Origin of the sequence: Acinetobacter sp. Swhac1 (genome assembly GCF_013390985.1) — a bacterium.
Lineage (GTDB): Bacteria > Pseudomonadota > Gammaproteobacteria > Pseudomonadales > Moraxellaceae > Acinetobacter > Acinetobacter towneri.
In genome coordinates, this window is sequence record NZ_JACASN010000006.1 from 56,535 (window position 1) to 74,758 (window position 18,224).

General features: G+C 42.9%; 16 protein-coding genes and 1 pseudogene. 7 read left to right on the top strand and 10 right to left on the bottom strand.

The window, feature by feature from the left end; translation table 11 throughout:
• Nucleotides 1-89 precede the first annotated feature (89 nt).
• Together leuC and HX743_RS04545 are read right to left on the bottom strand one after the other, a co-directional pair.
• Entirely contained in the window at nucleotides 90-1,538 is a 1,449-nt protein-coding gene (gene leuC / locus HX743_RS04540) for a 3-isopropylmalate dehydratase large subunit (protein ID WP_178318613.1), read from the bottom strand.
• A 243-nt stretch (nucleotides 1,539-1,781) separates the two neighbouring features.
• Nucleotides 1,782-2,417 carry a hypothetical protein gene (locus tag HX743_RS04545; protein ID WP_178318614.1) on the bottom strand — a complete coding sequence of 212 codons (636 nt, stop codon included), beginning with the start codon at nucleotides 2,415-2,417 and terminating at the stop codon, nucleotides 1,782-1,784.
• 171 nt (nucleotides 2,418-2,588) lie between these two features.
• Here HX743_RS04545 and HX743_RS16345 point away from each other — a divergent pair.
• Both HX743_RS16345 and HX743_RS04555 read left to right on the top strand, forming a co-directional pair.
• A pseudogene (locus tag HX743_RS16345) lies at nucleotides 2,589-2,798 on the top strand (DUF2061 domain-containing protein); the annotation flags it as partial.
• A 220-nt stretch (nucleotides 2,799-3,018) separates the two neighbouring features.
• Entirely contained in the window at nucleotides 3,019-3,879 is an 861-nt protein-coding gene (locus tag HX743_RS04555) for a LysR family transcriptional regulator (protein WP_136144730.1), read from the top strand.
• A 92-nt stretch (nucleotides 3,880-3,971) separates the two neighbouring features.
• Here the strand turns inward: HX743_RS04555 and HX743_RS04560 are convergent, their stop codons facing one another.
• Nucleotides 3,972-4,217, bottom strand: a complete 246-nt coding sequence (locus HX743_RS04560) for a DUF2789 family protein (protein ID WP_136144729.1) — start codon at nucleotides 4,215-4,217, stop codon at nucleotides 3,972-3,974.
• Nucleotides 4,218-4,371: 154 nt separating this feature from the next.
• The gene (locus HX743_RS04565; protein ID WP_070155338.1) at nucleotides 4,372-5,022 is read right to left on the bottom strand and encodes an HAD family phosphatase; all 651 of its coding nucleotides are present in this window, start codon (nucleotides 5,020-5,022) and stop codon (nucleotides 4,372-4,374) included.
• Between the two features lie 183 nt (nucleotides 5,023-5,205).
• Between HX743_RS04565 and HX743_RS04570 the strand changes: the two genes are divergently transcribed.
• Together HX743_RS04570 and ptsP are read left to right on the top strand one after the other, a co-directional pair.
• A complete protein-coding gene (locus HX743_RS04570) occupies nucleotides 5,206-5,688 on the top strand; it encodes an RNA pyrophosphohydrolase (RefSeq protein ID WP_004976084.1) in 483 nt (160 codons plus the stop codon).
• 99 nt (nucleotides 5,689-5,787) lie between these two features.
• A complete protein-coding gene (gene ptsP, locus HX743_RS04575; RefSeq protein WP_178318616.1) occupies nucleotides 5,788-8,085 on the top strand; it encodes a phosphoenolpyruvate--protein phosphotransferase in 2,298 nt (765 codons plus the stop codon).
• Nucleotides 8,086-8,100: 15 nt separating this feature from the next.
• Here the strand turns inward: ptsP and HX743_RS04580 are convergent, their stop codons facing one another.
• Nucleotides 8,101-8,292 (bottom strand): hypothetical protein, encoded by a 192-nt coding sequence (locus tag HX743_RS04580; RefSeq protein ID WP_004976081.1) that lies wholly within the window; start codon nucleotides 8,290-8,292, stop codon nucleotides 8,101-8,103.
• A 442-nt stretch (nucleotides 8,293-8,734) separates the two neighbouring features.
• Between HX743_RS04580 and HX743_RS04585 the strand changes: the two genes are divergently transcribed.
• The gene (locus HX743_RS04585) at nucleotides 8,735-9,226 is read left to right on the top strand and encodes a macro domain-containing protein (RefSeq protein WP_004976080.1); all 492 of its coding nucleotides are present in this window, start codon (nucleotides 8,735-8,737) and stop codon (nucleotides 9,224-9,226) included.
• Nucleotides 9,227-9,361: 135 nt separating this feature from the next.
• Here HX743_RS04585 and HX743_RS04590 read toward each other — a convergent pair whose 3' ends face one another.
• The gene (locus tag HX743_RS04590) at nucleotides 9,362-11,014 is read right to left on the bottom strand and encodes an acyl-CoA dehydrogenase family protein (protein WP_178318617.1); all 1,653 of its coding nucleotides are present in this window, start codon (nucleotides 11,012-11,014) and stop codon (nucleotides 9,362-9,364) included.
• Nucleotides 11,015-11,095: 81 nt separating this feature from the next.
• Between HX743_RS04590 and HX743_RS04595 the strand changes: the two genes are divergently transcribed.
• A complete protein-coding gene (locus HX743_RS04595; protein WP_178318618.1) occupies nucleotides 11,096-11,728 on the top strand; it encodes a TetR/AcrR family transcriptional regulator in 633 nt (210 codons plus the stop codon).
• A 268-nt stretch (nucleotides 11,729-11,996) separates the two neighbouring features.
• On the top strand, nucleotides 11,997-13,517 hold the full coding sequence (locus HX743_RS04600; protein ID WP_096902685.1) for a catalase: 1,521 nt from the start codon (nucleotides 11,997-11,999) through the stop codon (nucleotides 13,515-13,517).
• A 163-nt stretch (nucleotides 13,518-13,680) separates the two neighbouring features.
• Here HX743_RS04600 and HX743_RS04605 read toward each other — a convergent pair whose 3' ends face one another.
• The 4 genes from HX743_RS04605 to HX743_RS04620 form a co-directional block, all read right to left on the bottom strand.
• Entirely contained in the window at nucleotides 13,681-14,733 is a 1,053-nt protein-coding gene (locus HX743_RS04605; RefSeq protein ID WP_178318619.1) for an MBL fold metallo-hydrolase, read from the bottom strand.
• 247 nt (nucleotides 14,734-14,980) lie between these two features.
• Nucleotides 14,981-15,889 carry a DMT family transporter gene (locus tag HX743_RS04610; RefSeq protein WP_004976074.1) on the bottom strand — a complete coding sequence of 303 codons (909 nt, stop codon included), beginning with the start codon at nucleotides 15,887-15,889 and terminating at the stop codon, nucleotides 14,981-14,983.
• Nucleotides 15,890-15,977: 88 nt separating this feature from the next.
• Nucleotides 15,978-17,204 (bottom strand): 3-phenylpropionate/cinnamic acid dioxygenase ferredoxin--NAD(+) reductase subunit, encoded by a 1,227-nt coding sequence (gene hcaD, locus HX743_RS04615; protein WP_178318620.1) that lies wholly within the window; start codon nucleotides 17,202-17,204, stop codon nucleotides 15,978-15,980.
• 4 nt (nucleotides 17,205-17,208) lie between these two features.
• Nucleotides 17,209-18,174, bottom strand: a complete 966-nt coding sequence (locus tag HX743_RS04620; protein ID WP_168460355.1) for a 3-carboxyethylcatechol 2,3-dioxygenase — start codon at nucleotides 18,172-18,174, stop codon at nucleotides 17,209-17,211.
• Nucleotides 18,175-18,224 lie beyond the last annotated feature (50 nt).

Genomic DNA, 18,224 nt, shown 5'->3' on the forward strand with positions numbered 1-18,224 from the left:
CTCACTGAATCCGCAACCTCTCCCTTGCCCTCTCCGATAATGAGAGGGAACGCCATCTCTCTGAGAGAAGGCTGGGATGAGGGCATAACTTAGAATGAACGTACGTCTACAAAATGACCTGCGATTGCTGCCGCAGCTGCCATTGCTGGACTCACCAAATGGGTACGACCACCGTTACCTTGACGACCTTCAAAGTTACGGTTTGAAGTCGATGCACAGTGTTCACCCGGTTGCAATTTGTCTGCGTTCATTGCCAAGCACATTGAACAACCTGGTTCACGCCATTCAAAGCCTGCTTCTACAAACACTTTGTCTAAGCCTTCTTGTTCCGCTTGTTGCTTAACTAAACCAGAACCTGGAACCACCATCGCCTGTTTAATACTTGCTGCAACTTTACGACCTTTAATCACTTCAGCGGCTGCACGAATATCTTCAATACGCGAGTTGGTGCATGAGCCAATAAATACGCGGTCTAATTGAATATCTGCCAAAGACTGACCTGCAGTTAAGCCCATATATTGATAAGCACGCGTCCAGTCATTGCGCTGTACATCATCTTTCGCCTGCTCTAAAGTTGGTACGGCTTGTGATACTGGAATGACCATTTCAGGTGAAGTTCCCCAAGACACTTGCGGCTCAATTTCTTCGCCTTGTAATACCACTACGGTGTCAAAGTGCGCGCCTTCATCTGAGTGTAAAGTATTCCAGTAAGCAACTGCTGCATCCCATTGCTCGCCTTTTGGTGCATAGTTACGACCTTTCACGTATTCAATGGTTTTGTCATCCACAGCGACCATACCTACGCGCGCGCCTGCTTCAATCGCCATATTACATACTGTCATACGTCCTTCAATCGACATATCACGGAATACTTGACCACCAAACTCAATCGCGTGACCTGTACCGCCTGCAGTACCAATTTTACCAATGATCGCTAAAACGACATCTTTCGGTGTAACACCTTGACCTAATTTGCCATCTACACGCACTAGCATGTTTTTCATTTTCTTTTGAACTAAGCATTGGGTTGCTAATACGTGTTCAACTTCAGACGTCCCAATACCATGCGCTAAACACCCAAATGCACCGTGAGTCGCTGTATGTGAGTCACCACAAACTACGGTCATACCTGGCAAAGTTAAGCCCTGCTCAGGCCCAACCACGTGTGCAATCCCCTGACGGATGTCGTTGATGTCAAACTGCACCACGTTAAAGGTTTTACAGTTGTCATCTAAAGTTTGTACCTGAATACGTGAAGTATCATCTTCAATACCTGCAATACCGTCCGCACGTTCTTTTTTAGACGTTGGTACGTTATGGTCAGGCGTTGCCACGTTGGCACTTAAACGCCACGGCTTACGTCCTGCAAGTTGCAAACCTTCAAAGGCTTGTGGAGAAGTCACTTCATGCAATAAATGACGGTCGATATACAATAAAGTCGAGCCATCATCACGTTGAGTGACCAAGTGATCATCCCACAATTTGTCGTACAAAGTTTTTGCAGCTGGATTTTGTGCTTGTTGGTTTTCGCCTGCCATGTCAGATCTACTCCACTGGACTGGGTAATTTTTTCATTAATTTGATTATAACCGCGAATTTGTATAAATCTAATTTATCATTTTTATTAATTTAAAAACTTTTAGGAATCGTTATTTGTAGAAAGAAAAAAATTATAAATATGTCATTAATAAGCAGAGAAATGATCATTAGAATTTAAAATAGTTGAAAATAATCAGGGCATCTATCAAATATCCTACAGGAAATCGATAGATGCTTTCTGGCTAATTATTTAATGAGCCTATACCAGTAATTTTCTTATACTCTTTTCCAAAATCCGAAAAATTTGGTTGTATTTTGTCTTCAAGAATTTTATCAAAATAATTTCGACAAGGTTTTTCAATAGATTTTTCTTTTTCTTGCAAAGCATTCACAATTATTTGGGTGTTGGGGTTATATCTATCAAAATAAGACACGATATTAGACTCTTTTAACGCCTCTTTAACCTCACTATTGTCTACGCCAAAATATTTAGCAGCGGATAGTCGAGCGGGATAAGTGACTAAATTAAATTTAGACTCAGGAATTTGATCAAGTAATTCAGGCGTCTCAGATAAGTTATTCTCATATTCTTTTAAATAACTTCTAATTCCTTTAAAAAACTCTTTATCTCGTTTTTCCTTATAACGATAAGTCCGCTCTAATTCTTGCAGAAACAAATTCGCATCTAACTTATTTTCCATGTGAGCTACACCATAAGCTCCACAAACTTGAAGTTTCAATTCATTTTCAAAATCATAACGCTGAGCATCTAATGCCGCTTCCAAAAGATCATTTTCAGGAAAATCTTTAAGATATTTATTTTGCCCACAACCCACTACTATCAAACAACCAAGTAATATGAATAATTTATTTTTCAAAATAACCCTCTGATTTTTTATTAAAAAAATATATTAATTGAAAAGTAAAGATAAATTCAACATCTATTTTTCCGATTGTTTTTCTCAAAATATACGTTTTTACAGATTTAATGAGAATGATTATTCTTTATCCATCGATTTGTTATATCTTTATGTATCAAGGAATCTCTCATGGCTCACGTGCAAAAATTCGTTGTCAAAAATCAGCGTATGTTCAAGAAAACTTTTAGTTATTATGTGATGCATATTACTGTTGCCATGTTGGTTGGCTATGTAGTCACGGGTAGTGTGAGCATGGCGATTGCATTGAGTTTACTGGAACCTACTGTTCAAGCCGCGGCATTCTTTTTCCATGAAAAAGTGTGGGAACAAAAACAACGCCCATCGAAACCAATACCATGTCTTAAGCGTATGCGTATTCCTGATACAGGTCACGCCTCTCGGCGTGATTTTTATTTATTGCATGTAAAATCTTATATTTAATAGAAAAATAAATTTAACCGCACAACTTTATAGCAATTTATACAACTTTTCCTTTGATTTATTCTTAAATTATAACAATAATTAAATTAAGCATAAAAAAACTTTATAGGTGATTAAGATGAATCTTGCAGCCTTCGAAGCTTTTGTAAAAGTCATGGAAACGGGTTCTATTTCTTTGGCCGCAGATCAACTGTTTATTACCCAACCTGCGGTGACCAAACGCATTCACAGCCTAGAAGACTATTTTGGCGTGAAACTCTTTGAATCGGCAGGTCGTGGGGTGCAAGCCACGCATGCAGCACACTCACTATTGCCCAAAGTCAAAAACTGGCTGAATGAACTGGGCGATATTCACCACACCCTCAGTCATGAGCAAGGACAGGTTCAAGGCAAACTGAAAATTGGTACCAGTCATCATATTGGTTTACACCATTTACCCAATCATTTGCGTGAATATGTGCAAGAATTTCCCAACGTCACGCTAGATGTGCATTTTGTCGATTCTGAACAGGCACATGAACAAGTTTTGGCGGGCGATTTAGAACTGGCTTTTCTGACCTTACCGCCTAAATTAGATGAACGTCTGTCTTATGTCACCATTTGGAATGATCCATTGGTGTTTGTGGTTGCGCCTTTTCATCCTCTTGCACATCAGAAAAACCTGCAATTGACCGATTTACTCGCCTACCCAAGTTTGTTGCCTGCCGCGCAAACCTATACCAGTCAAATCACTTTGGCAGAATTTGAAAAGCAAGGCGTCAAACCCAAAGTCACCATGAGCAACAATCCGTTAGAATCAATTCGGATGTTGGTGTCAATTGGTTTGGGATGGTCTGTTTTACCTAAAACGTTGGTCAATCAGGACTTACAACAGTTAGATATTGACTTAGAAATGAACCGTCAATTGGGCATGGTATGGCATCCAGGGCGGACGCAATCACGCGCTGTTTTAGAATTAATTGAGATGATGAAACACTAGAAGATTCATCCTTTCTTTTGAATGAAAACACCCTCAAACACGATTGTATTGAGGGTATTTTTTATTGGCTTAATTTAGGTGCAAGTGAGGTCTTAACGATTCACCGAATCTTCATGTAAAGATTCATTCAATTGATCTACCACAATTGCCCATGAACCATCCGATTTCATTTTTTCGACGATAAACTGACGCTGTGCTTCCGTCCAAAATTCTGCCTCGGCAATTGTTGTTTCCGCATTCAATTGATGCGTTTCAATAAATTGCTGAATCGCGGCTTCACTGGCATCCAAACCCAGTTGTTCAAATAAATGTGTCATTCTTGGGCGTACACCACTCATTTTTTCACTCCTGATCATTTTTAATTCTTGTCTTACCTTAGCATGCCTATTCTAAAAATGAATGACATAATCCAACATTGCAATAAATAAAAACAAAAAATAAATCAATAAGCTAGTAAAAGCCAGAGTAGCAACACCTCAAAAAAATTCAGACTTAAATTGACCAGTCCTGCACATCCCAACCTTGCTCTTCAGCCAAAGCCTGTAAACGTGCATCAGGATTTACAGCAATGGCGTGATCTGCATATTCCAACAAGAAACGATCATTAATCGAGTCTGAATATGCCCAAGATTCTGTCACTTCACGCCCTGCAAGCCATTGCTCCAAACGCACCAACTTGCCTTGTTGATAACACGCAGTATTAATGACTTTGCCTGTATATTTACCATCGACCACTTCGGCATTGGTGGCAATAATTTCACTAATACCAAACTCACGGAAAATAGGTGCAGTAATAAAGTCAGATGTTGCTGTAATCCCCACCAATTCATGCCCTAATTCTTGATGACGCTGAATAGCTTTAAACCCTTCAGGGCGCATTTGTGGACGAATCACCTTTTGCATAAATAATTCATGCAAATCTGTGAGGTACTGATTGTCGTGCTGGGTTAAAAACTCAAATACAAATTCGTTATATGCAATTGGGTCGAGTTGCCCTGCTTTGTAGTCTTCATAAAACTTGTCGTTCATGGCGCGATGGCGAACAGGATCGACCAAGCCTTCACTTACCAAAAACTCACCCCAAGAATGATCTGAATCAGTATTTAACAAGGTGTGATCGAGATCAAATAGCGCCAATTTCATGAAAATACTCGTAAAAACTGAAATTTAAGAAAAAAATTGTAAATCTATCTCCGCTAGTCGATAGAAATTCGTTAAGATCATAGCAATTTTAACATTATTTACACTTTGCGTTTTCGAGTTGGAGAAAAGAAATCATCATCCCCGAGTGCAAAGTCATAAATTAAACAATATTTAGGTAGCCAAATGATCGACTCAGAAGGTTTCCGACCCAATGTCGGGATCATTTTGGCAAACGAGTTTGGACAAGTTTTATGGGCAAAACGCATTGGTCACAATGCATGGCAATTTCCGCAAGGAGGTATCCAATATGGAGAAACCCCTGAACAGGCACTTTATCGTGAGCTGAGAGAAGAAGTTGGCTTACTGCCCGAACACGTCCAAGTTATCGCGCAAACTAAAGGTTGGCTGCGTTATCGTTTGCCACATCGGTATATACGCACGGATTCGGATCCCGTATGTATTGGTCAAAAACAGAAGTGGTTTTTATTGCAACTGACAGCGTCAGCGCATCATATTCGGCTGAATTTGTCAGATCCACCCGAATTTGATCAATGGCAATGGGTCAGTTACTGGTATCCGCTTGGTCAGGTCGTCAATTTTAAACGTGACGTCTACCGTAAAGCGATGGTGGAGTTGTGCAATCAATTGCCCCTGAAAAAACCTTAAAATTTGCATGAAGATGTAGATTTTTTAGCTTATTGTTATAGGGTCATCTGTGGTGTAAAACTGACCTCAAATCATTGATTGGAATATGGAGTAGCGCGTATGTCGAACATGCAACTGGATACCCTTAGACGCATTGTACAAGAAATAAATGCGTCCACCAGTTTGCATGAATCACTCGATATTATGGTCAATCAGGTCGCAGAAGCCATGCATGTGGATGTCTGCTCTATTTACCTGTTAGATGAACGCAATCAACGCTACTTGCTCATGGCATCAAAGGGTTTAAATCCTGAGTCCGTGGGGCATGTGTCTCTACATACCAGTGAAGGTTTGGTCGGTTTAGTCGGACAACGTGAAGAAATTGTCAACCTAAACGATGCGCCCAAACACGAACGCTTCATGTATTTACCCGAAACAGGCGAAGAAATTTATAATTCCTTCCTTGGCGTGCCTGTCATGTATCGTCGTAAAGTGATGGGCGTTCTTGTGGTGCAAAATAAGGATAAACAAGACTTTTCTGAAGCGGCAGAATCCTTTTTAGTGACGCTCTGCGCCCAGCTTTCTGGTGTCATTGCGCATGCGCATGCCGTGGGCAATATTGATGTATTCCGCAAACCCAACAACCTGCCTGCCTACAAAACCTTTCAGGGCGTATCGGGTTCAGGTGGGATTGCACTGGGTCGTGCGGTAATTCTGTATCCCCCTGCAGATTTGGCGGCTGTGCCTGATCGTGAAGCTGAAGACATTAGTGAAGAGTTAGAATTACTAGACAACGCACTAGATGCAGTGCGTCAAGAAATTCAGGCACTAGATGACAAAATGCAGGATGCCTTAATGGCAGAAGAACGCGCTTTATTCAGTGTGTTCCTACGCATGCTAGATGAAAATGCCCTGCCTGCAGAAATTAAAGAACTGATTCGTGAAGGTAACTGGGCGCAAGGTGCGGTGCGTATTGTGATTGACAATCACATTGCCCTATTTTCACAAATGGAAGATGACTATTTACGCGAACGTGTTTCTGACCTGAAAGATTTAGGGCGTCGTATTCTCGCCTCTTTACAAGAAGCCGATGCCAGTCACCGTGAACTGACCGATGAAAGTATTTTAATTGGCGAAGAAATTTCCACAGCAGCTTTGGTAGAACTGCCTGTCGATAAAATTGCAGCAATTGTCACCACCGAAGGCGCAATGAATTCTCACATGGTCATTGTGGCACGTGCTTTGGGTATTCCAACCGTAGTTGGCGTAACTGAGTTGCCGATCAACAGCCTAGACGATGTGGAAATGATTGTAGATGCGCACCAAGGTCGGGTGTTTATCAACCCGCCACGTCGCATGCGGACACGCTATAAAGAAATTCAAAAAGAAGAAGAACAGATTGCCAAAGACCTCAAGCAATATGAAACCAAAGATGCCATTACCCCTGACGGCGTAGCGGTAAAATTGTATGTCAATACAGGCTTGATGATTGACGTGGTGCGTGGCGTACAACGCGGTGCTAAAGGTGTTGGTTTATATCGTTCTGAAATTCCATTTATGCTACGTGACCGTTTCCCGGGCGAAGAAGAACAGCGTGCTATTTACCGCCAACAGCTCAGTCACTTTGCCAACAAACCTGTGGTGATGCGTACGCTAGATATTGGCGCAGACAAGGACTTGCCGTACTTTTCGATTGAAGAAGAAAACTCAGCCTTGGGTTGGCGCGGGATTCGCTTCACGCTAGATCATCCTGAAATTTTTTCTTCGCAAATTCGTGCCATGCTCAAAGCCAGTATTGGTTTGAATAATCTGCATATTTTGCTGCCAATGATCACCAGTGTCAGCGAGGTTGAAGAAGCCTTGTATTTGCTAGATCGTGACTTGCAAGCAGTACAGGAAGAAGAACAGGTTAAAATTAACAAGCCTAAAATTGGCATTATGGTAGAAGTGCCGAGTGTACTGCTGCAAATTGATGAATTTGCCCCATTGGTGGATTTTTTCTCGGTGGGGTCAAACGACTTAACCCAGTATTTATTGGCAGTTGACCGTAACAATCCGCGCGTGGCCAACGTCTATTCACACTTTCACCCTGCAGTACTACGCGCCTTAACCCGCTTGGTAAAAGAATGTCATAAATATGATAAGCCCGTGAGTGTCTGTGGTGAAATGGCGGGAGACCCGCTGTCTGCGGTACTCTTAATGGCGATGGGCTTTAATACCCTGTCGATGAGTTCAAGTAATATCTTGCGGGTGCGTAAAGCAATTTGTCATGTACCGATGACCGATGCGCAACATTTATTAGATCAGGCGTTAAAAATGAATAATCCGCTGATGGTGAAAAGTCTGATGGAATATTATTTTAAAACCCATGGCTTGGGCGATATGGTGAAACTAGCGACACGTATCGTATCTCCATAAAACTTAGTTTAAGCCTCAAGCAACACACCATTCACTCCAAAAACAACAAGGGCGATAATCATCGGAATATCGCCCTTGTTTGTGTTTGCTATAGCCTCGTTTGGCATTTTTCTTACGGTCTACAAAAACCTGACTTTTGTTGACCTCGTGCATGTGCTTGGCCACAAAGTTATGCTGAATAAGCTCAGGCTGTTTTTTCTTTGCCATTACGCTGTTCCTTTCGGTTGATCATGGAAATGAGCAGTGTCGCTACTCTTTTAGATGGAGATGTTGAGGGAAAATTCAAGCCAATTGCTTCTGCATAACGTGACTATTCTCTCACCAATGTTCCATATTAAATTGGGAAGCCGATCATACGCTTTTTTGTACATTTTACAAGCGATTTTCACTCAATAGTGCTAAGATAAAAAGAAGGGTAAATAAATTATTGCCGCCACTTTATCAGATTTTTCTGACGGTTATTTTTGAAGGCTATTTTAAAGAACACTCAGCGGCTTTACCCATACAATTATAGCATAAAATTCTAAAAAATTTTATTACCTTTCAAAGACTTATTAGTTATAAAATCCACTAGAAAAACTGCAATGATTGGCTAATATGAATATAGAAGATCAGTTTAACAAGACCATTAAAAACAGGAGTCAAATTCATGATTTATGAAGTTTCTGGAGATATTTTACTGAGCGAAGCACGTGCGATTGCTCACGGTGTTGCCCCTAACGATAACTTTGCAACAGGTTTGGCTTTAAGTCTGCGTGAGCACTGGCCTGCGCTATATAAAGACTTCCGCAACTATTGTCATATTTACCATCCTAAAGCGGGTGAGCAATGGACTTGGGTCAATGCCGAAGGTCAACGCATCGTCAACCTGATGACTCAGGAAGCGGCTTATGACAACGGTTCAAAACCAGGTAAAGCATCGACAGAATACGTCAACCGCACTTTGAAAAACTTAAAACAGTTGATTGAAGAAGAGAAAATTGAAAGCTTGGCGTTACCGCGTCTTGCAACAGGTGTAGGCGGTTTAGATTGGGAAGATGTACGTCCACTCATCTACAAACACTTAGAAGATTTGGATATTCCAATTTACATCTACACTCTATATCAAAAAGGTGTAAAAGCTGAAGAGCCTGCGAAATAAGTTTCGCTGAAGCAATCAGCTTTGCTACAAGCGAGCGTGATTGATCACGACTCGACTGCAATATACGGTTCAATTCACCCGTTTGGTTTTACCAAGCGGGTGAATTTTTTGTGCAGAATCAAGTAGCAAGGGATGCTATGCTGAAAATGCACGCTGCAAGATGGATGCAACATCGACCTGTTTAGGTTTAAGCATACCCACCACTTGCCCATGCAATGCACTATAACGCGACTGAATAAAACCTTCTGCCACAAAACTTGGCGCATAACGCAACAACAAAACCGCTTGTGCCAAAATCACCAAACGGCTCACCAAAGCACGTGCCATAAATCGTAAATCGTTGCTGTTCGTGGTCTGCAATAACTGCTGCAAACCATCTAATTCACTGCCCAAAATAGGATGAGTAACGGCAGTGCGAGCAAAATCCTGCAATAACACCTGAATCAGCTCAGGTTCTCGCTGCATAGCGCGTAGTACATCCAGACACATGACATTGCCTGAACCTTCCCAAATGGTATTTACAGGTGCTTCTTTGAAAATACGTGCCATGATGCTGTTATCGACATAACCATTGCCACCAAAAACTTCCATCATCTCACCTGTAAGTTCCACCGCGCGTTTGCAAGTCCAGAACTTTGCAGCAGGGGTCATTAAACGCTTCCATGCCAAAGACACAGCATCATCGCTTTCATAACAATGTGCCAAATGAAAACTGAGCTGTACCGCAGCTTCAGTTTCCAAAGCCAAATCTGCCAAGACTGCCTGCATTAATGGCTGATTCGCCAAAGTCTGTCCAAATGCTTGACGTTGTCGAGTATAGGCAAGGCATTGCACCAAGGCTTGACGCAGCATGGCACTACTGCCCACAGCACAGGTTAAACGAGTGTAGTTCGCCATTTCAATAATGGTGGGAATACCGCGCCCTGCTTCGCCAATCATGATGCCCCACGCCTGCTGAAATTCGACTTCAGAACTGGAGTTACTCCGATTTCCCACTTTGTCTTTTAAACGCTGTACCTGAATATTATTTTTTCTGCCATCTTCTAACCAACGCGGTACAAAGAAACAAGCCAAACCATCTTGTTCGGTATTGGCGACCACCAAATGTGCATCACACATTGGTGCAGAGAAAAACCATTTATGACCTGTGAGCAAATAGGCTTGCCCACGCCCTGTTGCTGCGACTGGAATGGCAAGCGTTTGGTTGGCACGTACATCTGAACCACCCTGCTTTTCGGTCATGCCCATGCCCAACCAAATAGATTTCTTTTGTGAAATCGGCACATCACGCGGGTCATATTCATGCGATAACAGTTTCTCACCCATGCTTGCCCACAACTCAGGTTCACGCTGAATGAGCGGAATGCTGCCTAAAGTCATAGAATTTGGGCATAAATTACCGCACTCAACCTGTCCTGCCAAATAAAAACGACTGGCCCAATCGACCCATTTTGCCGTAGATTGCGGTTGTTTAAATGGATGTGCATGCGTGTCAAACTTGCGATTCAGCGCCATCCAGTGATGCCACGCAGGATGAAACTCCACTGCATCTTTACGGCGTCCACGTGCATCGAAGGCATGTAAAATAGGCGTATGCCGATTGGCTAAATCGGCATAGTGATAATATTCTGCCGATGCTGCAATATGTCCCAATTCGCTCAGTCGAGTCTGATCTTGACTGCCATAACGGGTTAAAATTTCTTGTAAAACCGTATCGGTTTCAAATAAGTTATAGTCTTGTAATTCATCAAACTGATTTTGAATTTGATGGGTCATCCATGTCTGCATTGTGTCACTCCTAGACAAACGCGATGCTATCATTGCATTTAGTATAGAGAAAAATATGTGCTCAGGTGTTCGGCTTTATTTATGAAAAATTCTGAGGTTCAAGTGCGCCGTAAGCCGCGCCAATCGCGGGCTAAACTGACTCAAGAGGCTTTACAGGAAAGTTTTGTTCGGCTTTTGCATGAACGCTCGGCAGCTGAAATTACCATTCGTGAAATTACTAATTTGGCAGGTGTCGGTTTAGGCACTTTTTATGAATACTTTGCCAAGAAAGAAGATTTACTGGCATTGACGATTCACCTGCAAGTCAAACAGCATGCAGAACGCTTAAAAAGTTATGCCCAACAGCAACTTGAGTTATCCACAGTTATTGAAATAAACCGCTATATCGCAACAATCATTCAGTTTCAGCTTCAGCAAATTCAGGCACAACAATGGCTTTGGGCACAGACTTTTTTACTGGAACGACAAGTTTCACACATTGAAACTTACCAAAAAAGTTACAGCATGATGCTGCAAATGTGGCAACAGATATTCGCACCTGTCATACATAATGCCGAACTACAACTGCGCCTTGCTTTGAATCTGCACCGCATCAGCTATGGCTTTATTTCACAAAGTTTATTAATCAATCCGCATTTTCAAGATTGGGGCACCTTGTACACCGATATTTCACTAGCAATTCAACCGTTTTTAGTCTCTGTTTCAGATATTTAATGCAGCAAAACTGATTATTTAGTTTACAAAGATCTATCGAATACACCAATCATAAACAATAAATTTATCTATTTGTAAAATTATAAAAATCGTTTTACATTAAAATGGTGAGATTTGAAAAGCTTTCATCTACAAAGCCCGATCTGCATGGTATTGTGGTGTTGTAGTTGATTTTTTAAACAAACAAAACGGTTCATGGCCGCTTGTTTTAGAAGCTAAATTTCTAATACAGCCCACCACATGATGATCACAATAATGGAGAACAACGATGAGCCAAGAGATAAAAAAATGCCCTGTAACGCATTTAACCACCGATGCAGGCGCACCTGTTGTAGATAACCAAAATAGTATGACTGCGGGCGCACGTGGCCCACTCCTTACTCAAGATTTATGGCTCAATGAAAAGTTGGCAAACTTTGTACGTGAAGTAATTCCTGAGCGTCGTATGCATGCCAAAGGTTCAGGTGCGTTTGGTACGTTTACGGTCACGCACGACATCAGCCAATATACCCGTGCCAAAATTTTCTCTGAAGTTGGCAAAAAAACTGAAATGTTTGCTCGTTTCTCTACCGTTGCAGGTGAGCGTGGCGCTGCCGATGCAGAACGTGACATTCGTGGTTTTGCTTTAAAATTCTATACTGAAGAAGGCAACTGGGATTTAGTCGGTAACAACACACCAGTGTTCTTTTTCCGCGACCCACGTCAATTCCCTGACCTGAATAAAGCGGTAAAGCGTGACCCACGCACCAACCTGCGTAATGCGACCAATAACTGGGATTTCTGGACTTTGCTGCCAGAAGCACTGCACCAAGTCACCATTGTGATGTCGGATCGTGGTATTCCTGTGGGTTATCGTCACATGCATGGTTTTGGTAGCCACACCTATAGTTTTATTAATGCCAATAATGAGCGTTTCTGGGTGAAATTCCACTTCCGCACTCAACAAGGCATTCAAAACCTGACCGATGCAGAAGCAGCAGAATTAATTGGTCGTGACCGTGAAAGCAGCCAGACCGACCTTTATAATGCCATTGAACGTGGTGATTTCCCGAAATGGACACTGTTCGTGCAAATCATGCCTGAACTGGATGCAGAAAAAGTCCCTTATCACCCATTTGACCTCACCAAAGTTTGGCCGAAAGGTGATTATCCACTGATTGAAGTGGGTGAGTTTGAACTAAACCGTAACCCTGAAAACTACTTCCAAGATGTTGAACAGGCTGCCTTTGCACCAAGTAACCTTGTACCAGGGATTAGCTACTCGCCAGATCGCATGTTACAAGCGCGTTTGGTCAACTATGCCGATGCTGCGCGTTACCGTGTTGGTGTGAACCATTCACAAATTCCAGTGAATGCTGCACGCTGCCCTGTGCACTCGAATCGTCGTGATGGTCAGGGTCGTATGGATGGTAACTATGGCAGCTTGCCGCACTATGAGCCAAACAGCTTCCACCAATGGCAAGAGCAACCACAATACCGCGAACCACCGCTAAAAATTCGTGGCGATGCAGATTTCTGGGATTATCGTGAAGATGATAGCAACTATTTTAGCCAGCCGCGTGCCTTGTTCAATTTAATGAACCCTGAGCAAAAACAAGCACTGTTTGATAACACGGCACGTGCAATGGGTGATGCTTTAGACTTTATTAAGTATCGTCATATTCGTAACTGTTATGCATGTGACCCTGCTTATGGCGAAGGCGTTGCAGCGGCTTTAGGCATGACCGTTGCCGATGCGCAAGCAGCACGTGCCAGTGACCCTGCACTTGGTCAGCCTGGCGTACTGTAATCTTTGTAGTTAAAGATCAAGTCAGTCTGAACAGCAAGACTTTAAACACCAAAACAAAGCCCCTATTTCGATAGGGGCTTTGTGTTCTATATCTATCATTGCCACTTTTCAGTAGCGTGAAAAGTAGCGTGTCACTTTTATTTAAGGTCAAGTTTTTAAAAGATTAAACAATTAATTTCTTACCTTCACGAATACAATAAAACGGATTCATTAATTTAGATGAACGCTTCATGGCATGATGCAAGTCTGCCTCTGGTTGCTCACGCCCTTCATCGGTCAGCTCAAAAGTGCGGTAATGAATGGCCAAAGAACATTTGGAATGTAAATCTTTATGGGCCTGAAAGGCATCTTCAGGGTTCATATGCATATAACGCATCAGATTCCGTGGCTCGTAAGAACCTATAGGTAAAAGTGCCACGCGCGGTGCGCCAATGCGGGTTTGGATTTCTTTAAAGTGTGGCGAGTAACCTGTATCGCCCGCAAAGAAGCAATGATCTTGCCCATGCAAAATAGAAAAACCGCCCCATAACGCCATGTTCTGATCACGTGCGCCACGCCCTGAACCATGTTGTGCAGGGGTGTAGACAATTTTCACTTCTTTAAATAAAGCCGATTGCCACCAGTCCATTTCAATCACATGCAAATCAGGCGGCAAATACCAAGCATTGCCCAAACCTGTATAAATAGGCATGGCAAATTGATGATTCAGCCATTTTAAGGTGGCTAAATCCATGTGGTCATAATGGTTATGGCTCAAGAAGACGGCATGAATGGTCGGTAAATCTTCCAGTGCAATCCCTGCAGGACAGGCACGTTTAGGCCCTCGCCCCTGTTTCGGACTGGCATGCTCTGCCCAGACTGGATCGGTTAAAAAGTTATACGGTCCAATTTGAATCAGCACCGTTGCATGCCCCACAAACCAAACTTGCCAATCATCCAAACTGGCGTGTGGACGTAATTGTGGCAAAGCACTTGGCGCTGTAAAAAATTGCTGTGCTTCTTGTTGCGGATTGACATTCCAACTGTTCGATTTGCGTTTTAGCAACCATTTCAATAAATCAGTTTGGCTGCGCCCCTCAGGACACGCAATCGGATTAAAAAACTGCGCTCCATCATAATGATTTGAAGGCAAAAACTGCAGCTTGGGTTTACGCCAAGTATGCGACCAACAGGCTTCCGTTGGCAGTTGAAAATGCTTTTGTTCCATGTTGTTCATGTAAGCCCAATAATATATAGCGCATCTGCCATGATGCTTTTTATCCTGATCTGTTCAGAAAAACACAGCTTTGGTTCATGTGTTGACTCTATCACGCATAGTAGCGAAATCAAGCAGACTATTTCTTTTATGTTTTTGTTGTTTTGAGGAAAAAGTCGTATCGACAGCAGCGCAAAGATTGCAAATTTACACCGTATAAAAAATTTAGGCTGTAGAAAAACCTAAACACGGGTAAAGCAATGCGAGCTTAGCGTTTAGCAAAATATTGTTCGCGCCATTCTTTCCAGAAATACATCACAATCCCGAACATCACCACGGCAATGCCAATAAACGCATTCATGCTGATGTGTTCATTATTTAAGGTCGCACCTAAAATTAACGCGATGATGGGAGTCATCACATTACTTAAAGATACGGTTGAGGCATTTAAACGACGAATCAGCCAGAAATAACACAGCATGGCGACAATAGACGACATGATCATGGTAAATACAAAACCAATCATGGCTTGGCTGCTTGGCATTTGAGTCGGGAAATGCGACCAAATAAAGGGAATTAATAACAATGACCCTGCCGATGATACCAATAAAGAACCTGTGGCTTGTGACATCGGCTTTAAAGGAGCATTGATTTGTTTGACCCAAAAAATTGAGCTGATATAGGACAGCATACTGATAAACATCAACACCACGCCCCATGGATTCACTTTGCTGTCGGCAGAGTCTGCAAAGACAAAGCTGAGTCCTGCAATCGCAATTGCCATCCCTGTCCACTGTAAGGCAATCAATTTTTGCGTGCGTAAAATCACATGACCAATCAAGCCTGCGATTAAAGGAGAAAAACCAAAAATCAGCGCCATTAAGCCTGAAGTTAAATAATTGGCAGCCAAGTAAATAAATAGCTGTGCACCAATTAAATTCAGACTACCCGCCAAATAGCTTTTCACTGAGGTGTGATCAAAAGGCAGTGGATCGCGCATCAGCTTGAGCAAGCATAGCGCAATCACGGAAGCCCCAATGTAGCGGATAATCAAGACCCACATAGGGTGAATTTCCTGCACACTCCAGACAATCGCCAATGGCGTGGTCGCCCAGATTAATACTAACAAGGCATAAATACTGGCAGTTACCACAACAGGAGATGTATTCGCATTCATCACTTGCTCAACATAAAATGGACACTTTTCTTCGGCAGATAAAAAACAGACCCAAGTTGCCTCAGGTCTGTTTGATATCAGTTCAAGCTTACTTCACCAATTTGCGAAGCTCTTGGCTCACATCTAAATATTTGTCTGCTTCAAATACGGCCTGTTTGCTAATCAGCTTTTTCAGATGACGCATGTCTTTGGCAGCGTTCACAGTAATCCCGCCTACAATCACGCCATCAGTCACACCAAACAGTACGAATGAGGAGTCGCTGCGTTTAGTCGCATCCATCTCACCCCGTACATGCCATTCTGCTGCCGACATATCACCAACGAACTGGTAGTTGATGTCGAGCTGATCAGTCCAGAACCAAGCTGGATTTGCAACAGGATGCGCCACGCCCATAACATGACGTGCAAAAATGCCTGCTTGCAAGTTAGCATTTTCCCAAGTTTCTACACGACGATGGTTACCACATTCACGAAGTTGTGAAGCAACATCGCCCGCAGCATAAATATCTGGGTTTGAAGTTTGACAGTTTTCATTCACATGCACCGCAAAGTCTGCATCTAAACCTGCTTCAACTGCCAGTTGTGCGTTTGGAATAATCCCAATACCGTAAATCACCGCATCGGCACGTAGTTCTTCGCCACCTTCTAGGGTCACGACAATTTCTTCACCATCTAGCTTGCAATCTGCAATTTGCGTAGACAGACGTACATCAACTCCTGCCAATAACTGCTGTTGCAGTAAAAACTCACTCAAGATGAGTGGTGATGAACGTCCCATCACCATTGGTCCCATTTCAATGACAGTTACCTGACAGTCTTTAAAACGTGCAGAAGATGCCAACTCTAAACCAATCACACCACCACCAATTAAGATGATGTGACGACCCGCTTGTAATACAGGGACTAAGGCTTGCGAGTCTTCAAGATTACGCAACGTGTAAACGTGTTTACCTAAGGCATCAAAATTTGGCAAGCGACGTGCAGCACCGCCTGTGGCAAGCAACAACTTGTCGTAGGCAATGACCTCACCATTTTGCAATTCAACCGTATGTGCTTCGGCATTGATTTTGCTCACGCCATTGCCACGAATAGTGGTCACACCTAGTTCTGCCAATTTTTCTTCCGACAGAATCTCGATTTTGGTTTCTTCAGGACGTAAAATTACATCTTTAGACAGCGGTGGACGCTCATAAGGCAAATGTTTTTCATCACCAATGAGGATAATTTTGCCTGCATATTGGTTGCCACGCAGCTCAAGAATGGCACTCGCCCCTGCCTGACCTGCTCCCACAATTACAATTGTTTCTACGCTCATGGACTTAACCTTTTAACTCGGCAGATACGATGCCAAAGCCCGCAATCCACTCACTAATATCTTCATAGCAATGTGTGGTCATCTCATACGCACCCAGCTCATCCAATGCCGCAAAAGCAGCCATCCATGAACGAACTTCCTGACCACCACGGCCGCCATCACGACGAATTTCAGCTTCAGTCATGGCTTCCATTGCCGCAAAATCTGCATGCTTGAATTTTTCAAGTAAAGCAATATCCCACTCTGGGCTAAGCGGCACTGCGACCGATGTATCACCCGCTGCAAGTTTTTGCCCAACAGCAATAATTTTGGCTTGGCGTGCATGACGTGCTTCAGCACTTGGGTTACGCCCTGCAATTAAAAACTCTTCAACTTCAGGTGGCACTGAACCCATTTGTGGTGTTGGTGGATCGTGCGACAAACCACCTGTACCTAAAACAAGAACACGTTCATTTTCAAGATTTAAAGACTTGATAAACTGCCCCACAGCACGACCCAAAGCAATGGTACGCTTCGTGGTTGGCATTGGTGCAGCAGCACCATTGATAAATACAGGAATGGTTGGGTAACGGTCTAACTGACCATCGCATAAGAAGTGTAAAGGCTGAGTCACCCCATGATCGGCCTGCATACGATACGAGTACGCCACATCTACGCCTTCATCCAATACACGACGTACCATAGCCAAAGCTTTGTCTTCAGGCACATCAATACGATCATTGTCTTTGCCGTAGTCCCAGTCACCCGCAGCCGTTGCGCGAATACCCACACAGAAACTTGGCATCAAATCATAAAAGAAACCATTAAAATGGTCTGGACCAAACGTGATGATTAAGGTTGGATCGTAAGCTTTGACTTCTGCAGCAAGTTGCTCAAAGGCAGCACGAACTTTTTGTTCTTTGGATTGATCTTGCGGTGTTGCAAATTCCATTAAAGGACTGTGCGATGCACAAATGAGTTTAACGGCCATGAGAGACTCCTAAATAAGGAAGGCAGCCCAGAGAAAGGCTGCCGATTCGT

Coding starts and splice junctions, on each gene's coding strand:
- HX743_RS04600 (WP_096902685.1), top strand. CDS start 11,997: ATGAGCCAAGAGATAAAAAAATGCCCTGTAACGCATTTAACCACCGAT.
- ptsP (WP_178318616.1), top strand. CDS start 5,788: ATGTCGAACATGCAACTGGATACCCTTAGACGCATTGTACAAGAAATA.
- HX743_RS04570 (WP_004976084.1), top strand. CDS start 5,206: ATGATCGACTCAGAAGGTTTCCGACCCAATGTCGGGATCATTTTGGCA.
- HX743_RS04595 (WP_178318618.1), top strand. CDS start 11,096: ATGAAAAATTCTGAGGTTCAAGTGCGCCGTAAGCCGCGCCAATCGCGG.
- HX743_RS04565 (WP_070155338.1), bottom strand. CDS start 5,022: ATGAAATTGGCGCTATTTGATCTCGATCACACCTTGTTAAATACTGAT.
- leuC (WP_178318613.1), bottom strand. CDS start 1,538: ATGGCAGGCGAAAACCAACAAGCACAAAATCCAGCTGCAAAAACTTTG.
- HX743_RS04605 (WP_178318619.1), bottom strand. CDS start 14,733: ATGAACAACATGGAACAAAAGCATTTTCAACTGCCAACGGAAGCCTGT.
- HX743_RS04580 (WP_004976081.1), bottom strand. CDS start 8,292: ATGGCAAAGAAAAAACAGCCTGAGCTTATTCAGCATAACTTTGTGGCC.
- HX743_RS04555 (WP_136144730.1), top strand. CDS start 3,019: ATGAATCTTGCAGCCTTCGAAGCTTTTGTAAAAGTCATGGAAACGGGT.
- HX743_RS04620 (WP_168460355.1), bottom strand. CDS start 18,174: ATGGCCGTTAAACTCATTTGTGCATCGCACAGTCCTTTAATGGAATTT.
- HX743_RS04560 (WP_136144729.1), bottom strand. CDS start 4,217: ATGAGTGGTGTACGCCCAAGAATGACACATTTATTTGAACAACTGGGT.
- hcaD (WP_178318620.1), bottom strand. CDS start 17,204: ATGAGCGTAGAAACAATTGTAATTGTGGGAGCAGGTCAGGCAGGGGCG.
- HX743_RS04585 (WP_004976080.1), top strand. CDS start 8,735: ATGATTTATGAAGTTTCTGGAGATATTTTACTGAGCGAAGCACGTGCG.
- HX743_RS04590 (WP_178318617.1), bottom strand. CDS start 11,014: ATGCAGACATGGATGACCCATCAAATTCAAAATCAGTTTGATGAATTA.
- HX743_RS04610 (WP_004976074.1), bottom strand. CDS start 15,889: ATGAATGCGAATACATCTCCTGTTGTGGTAACTGCCAGTATTTATGCC.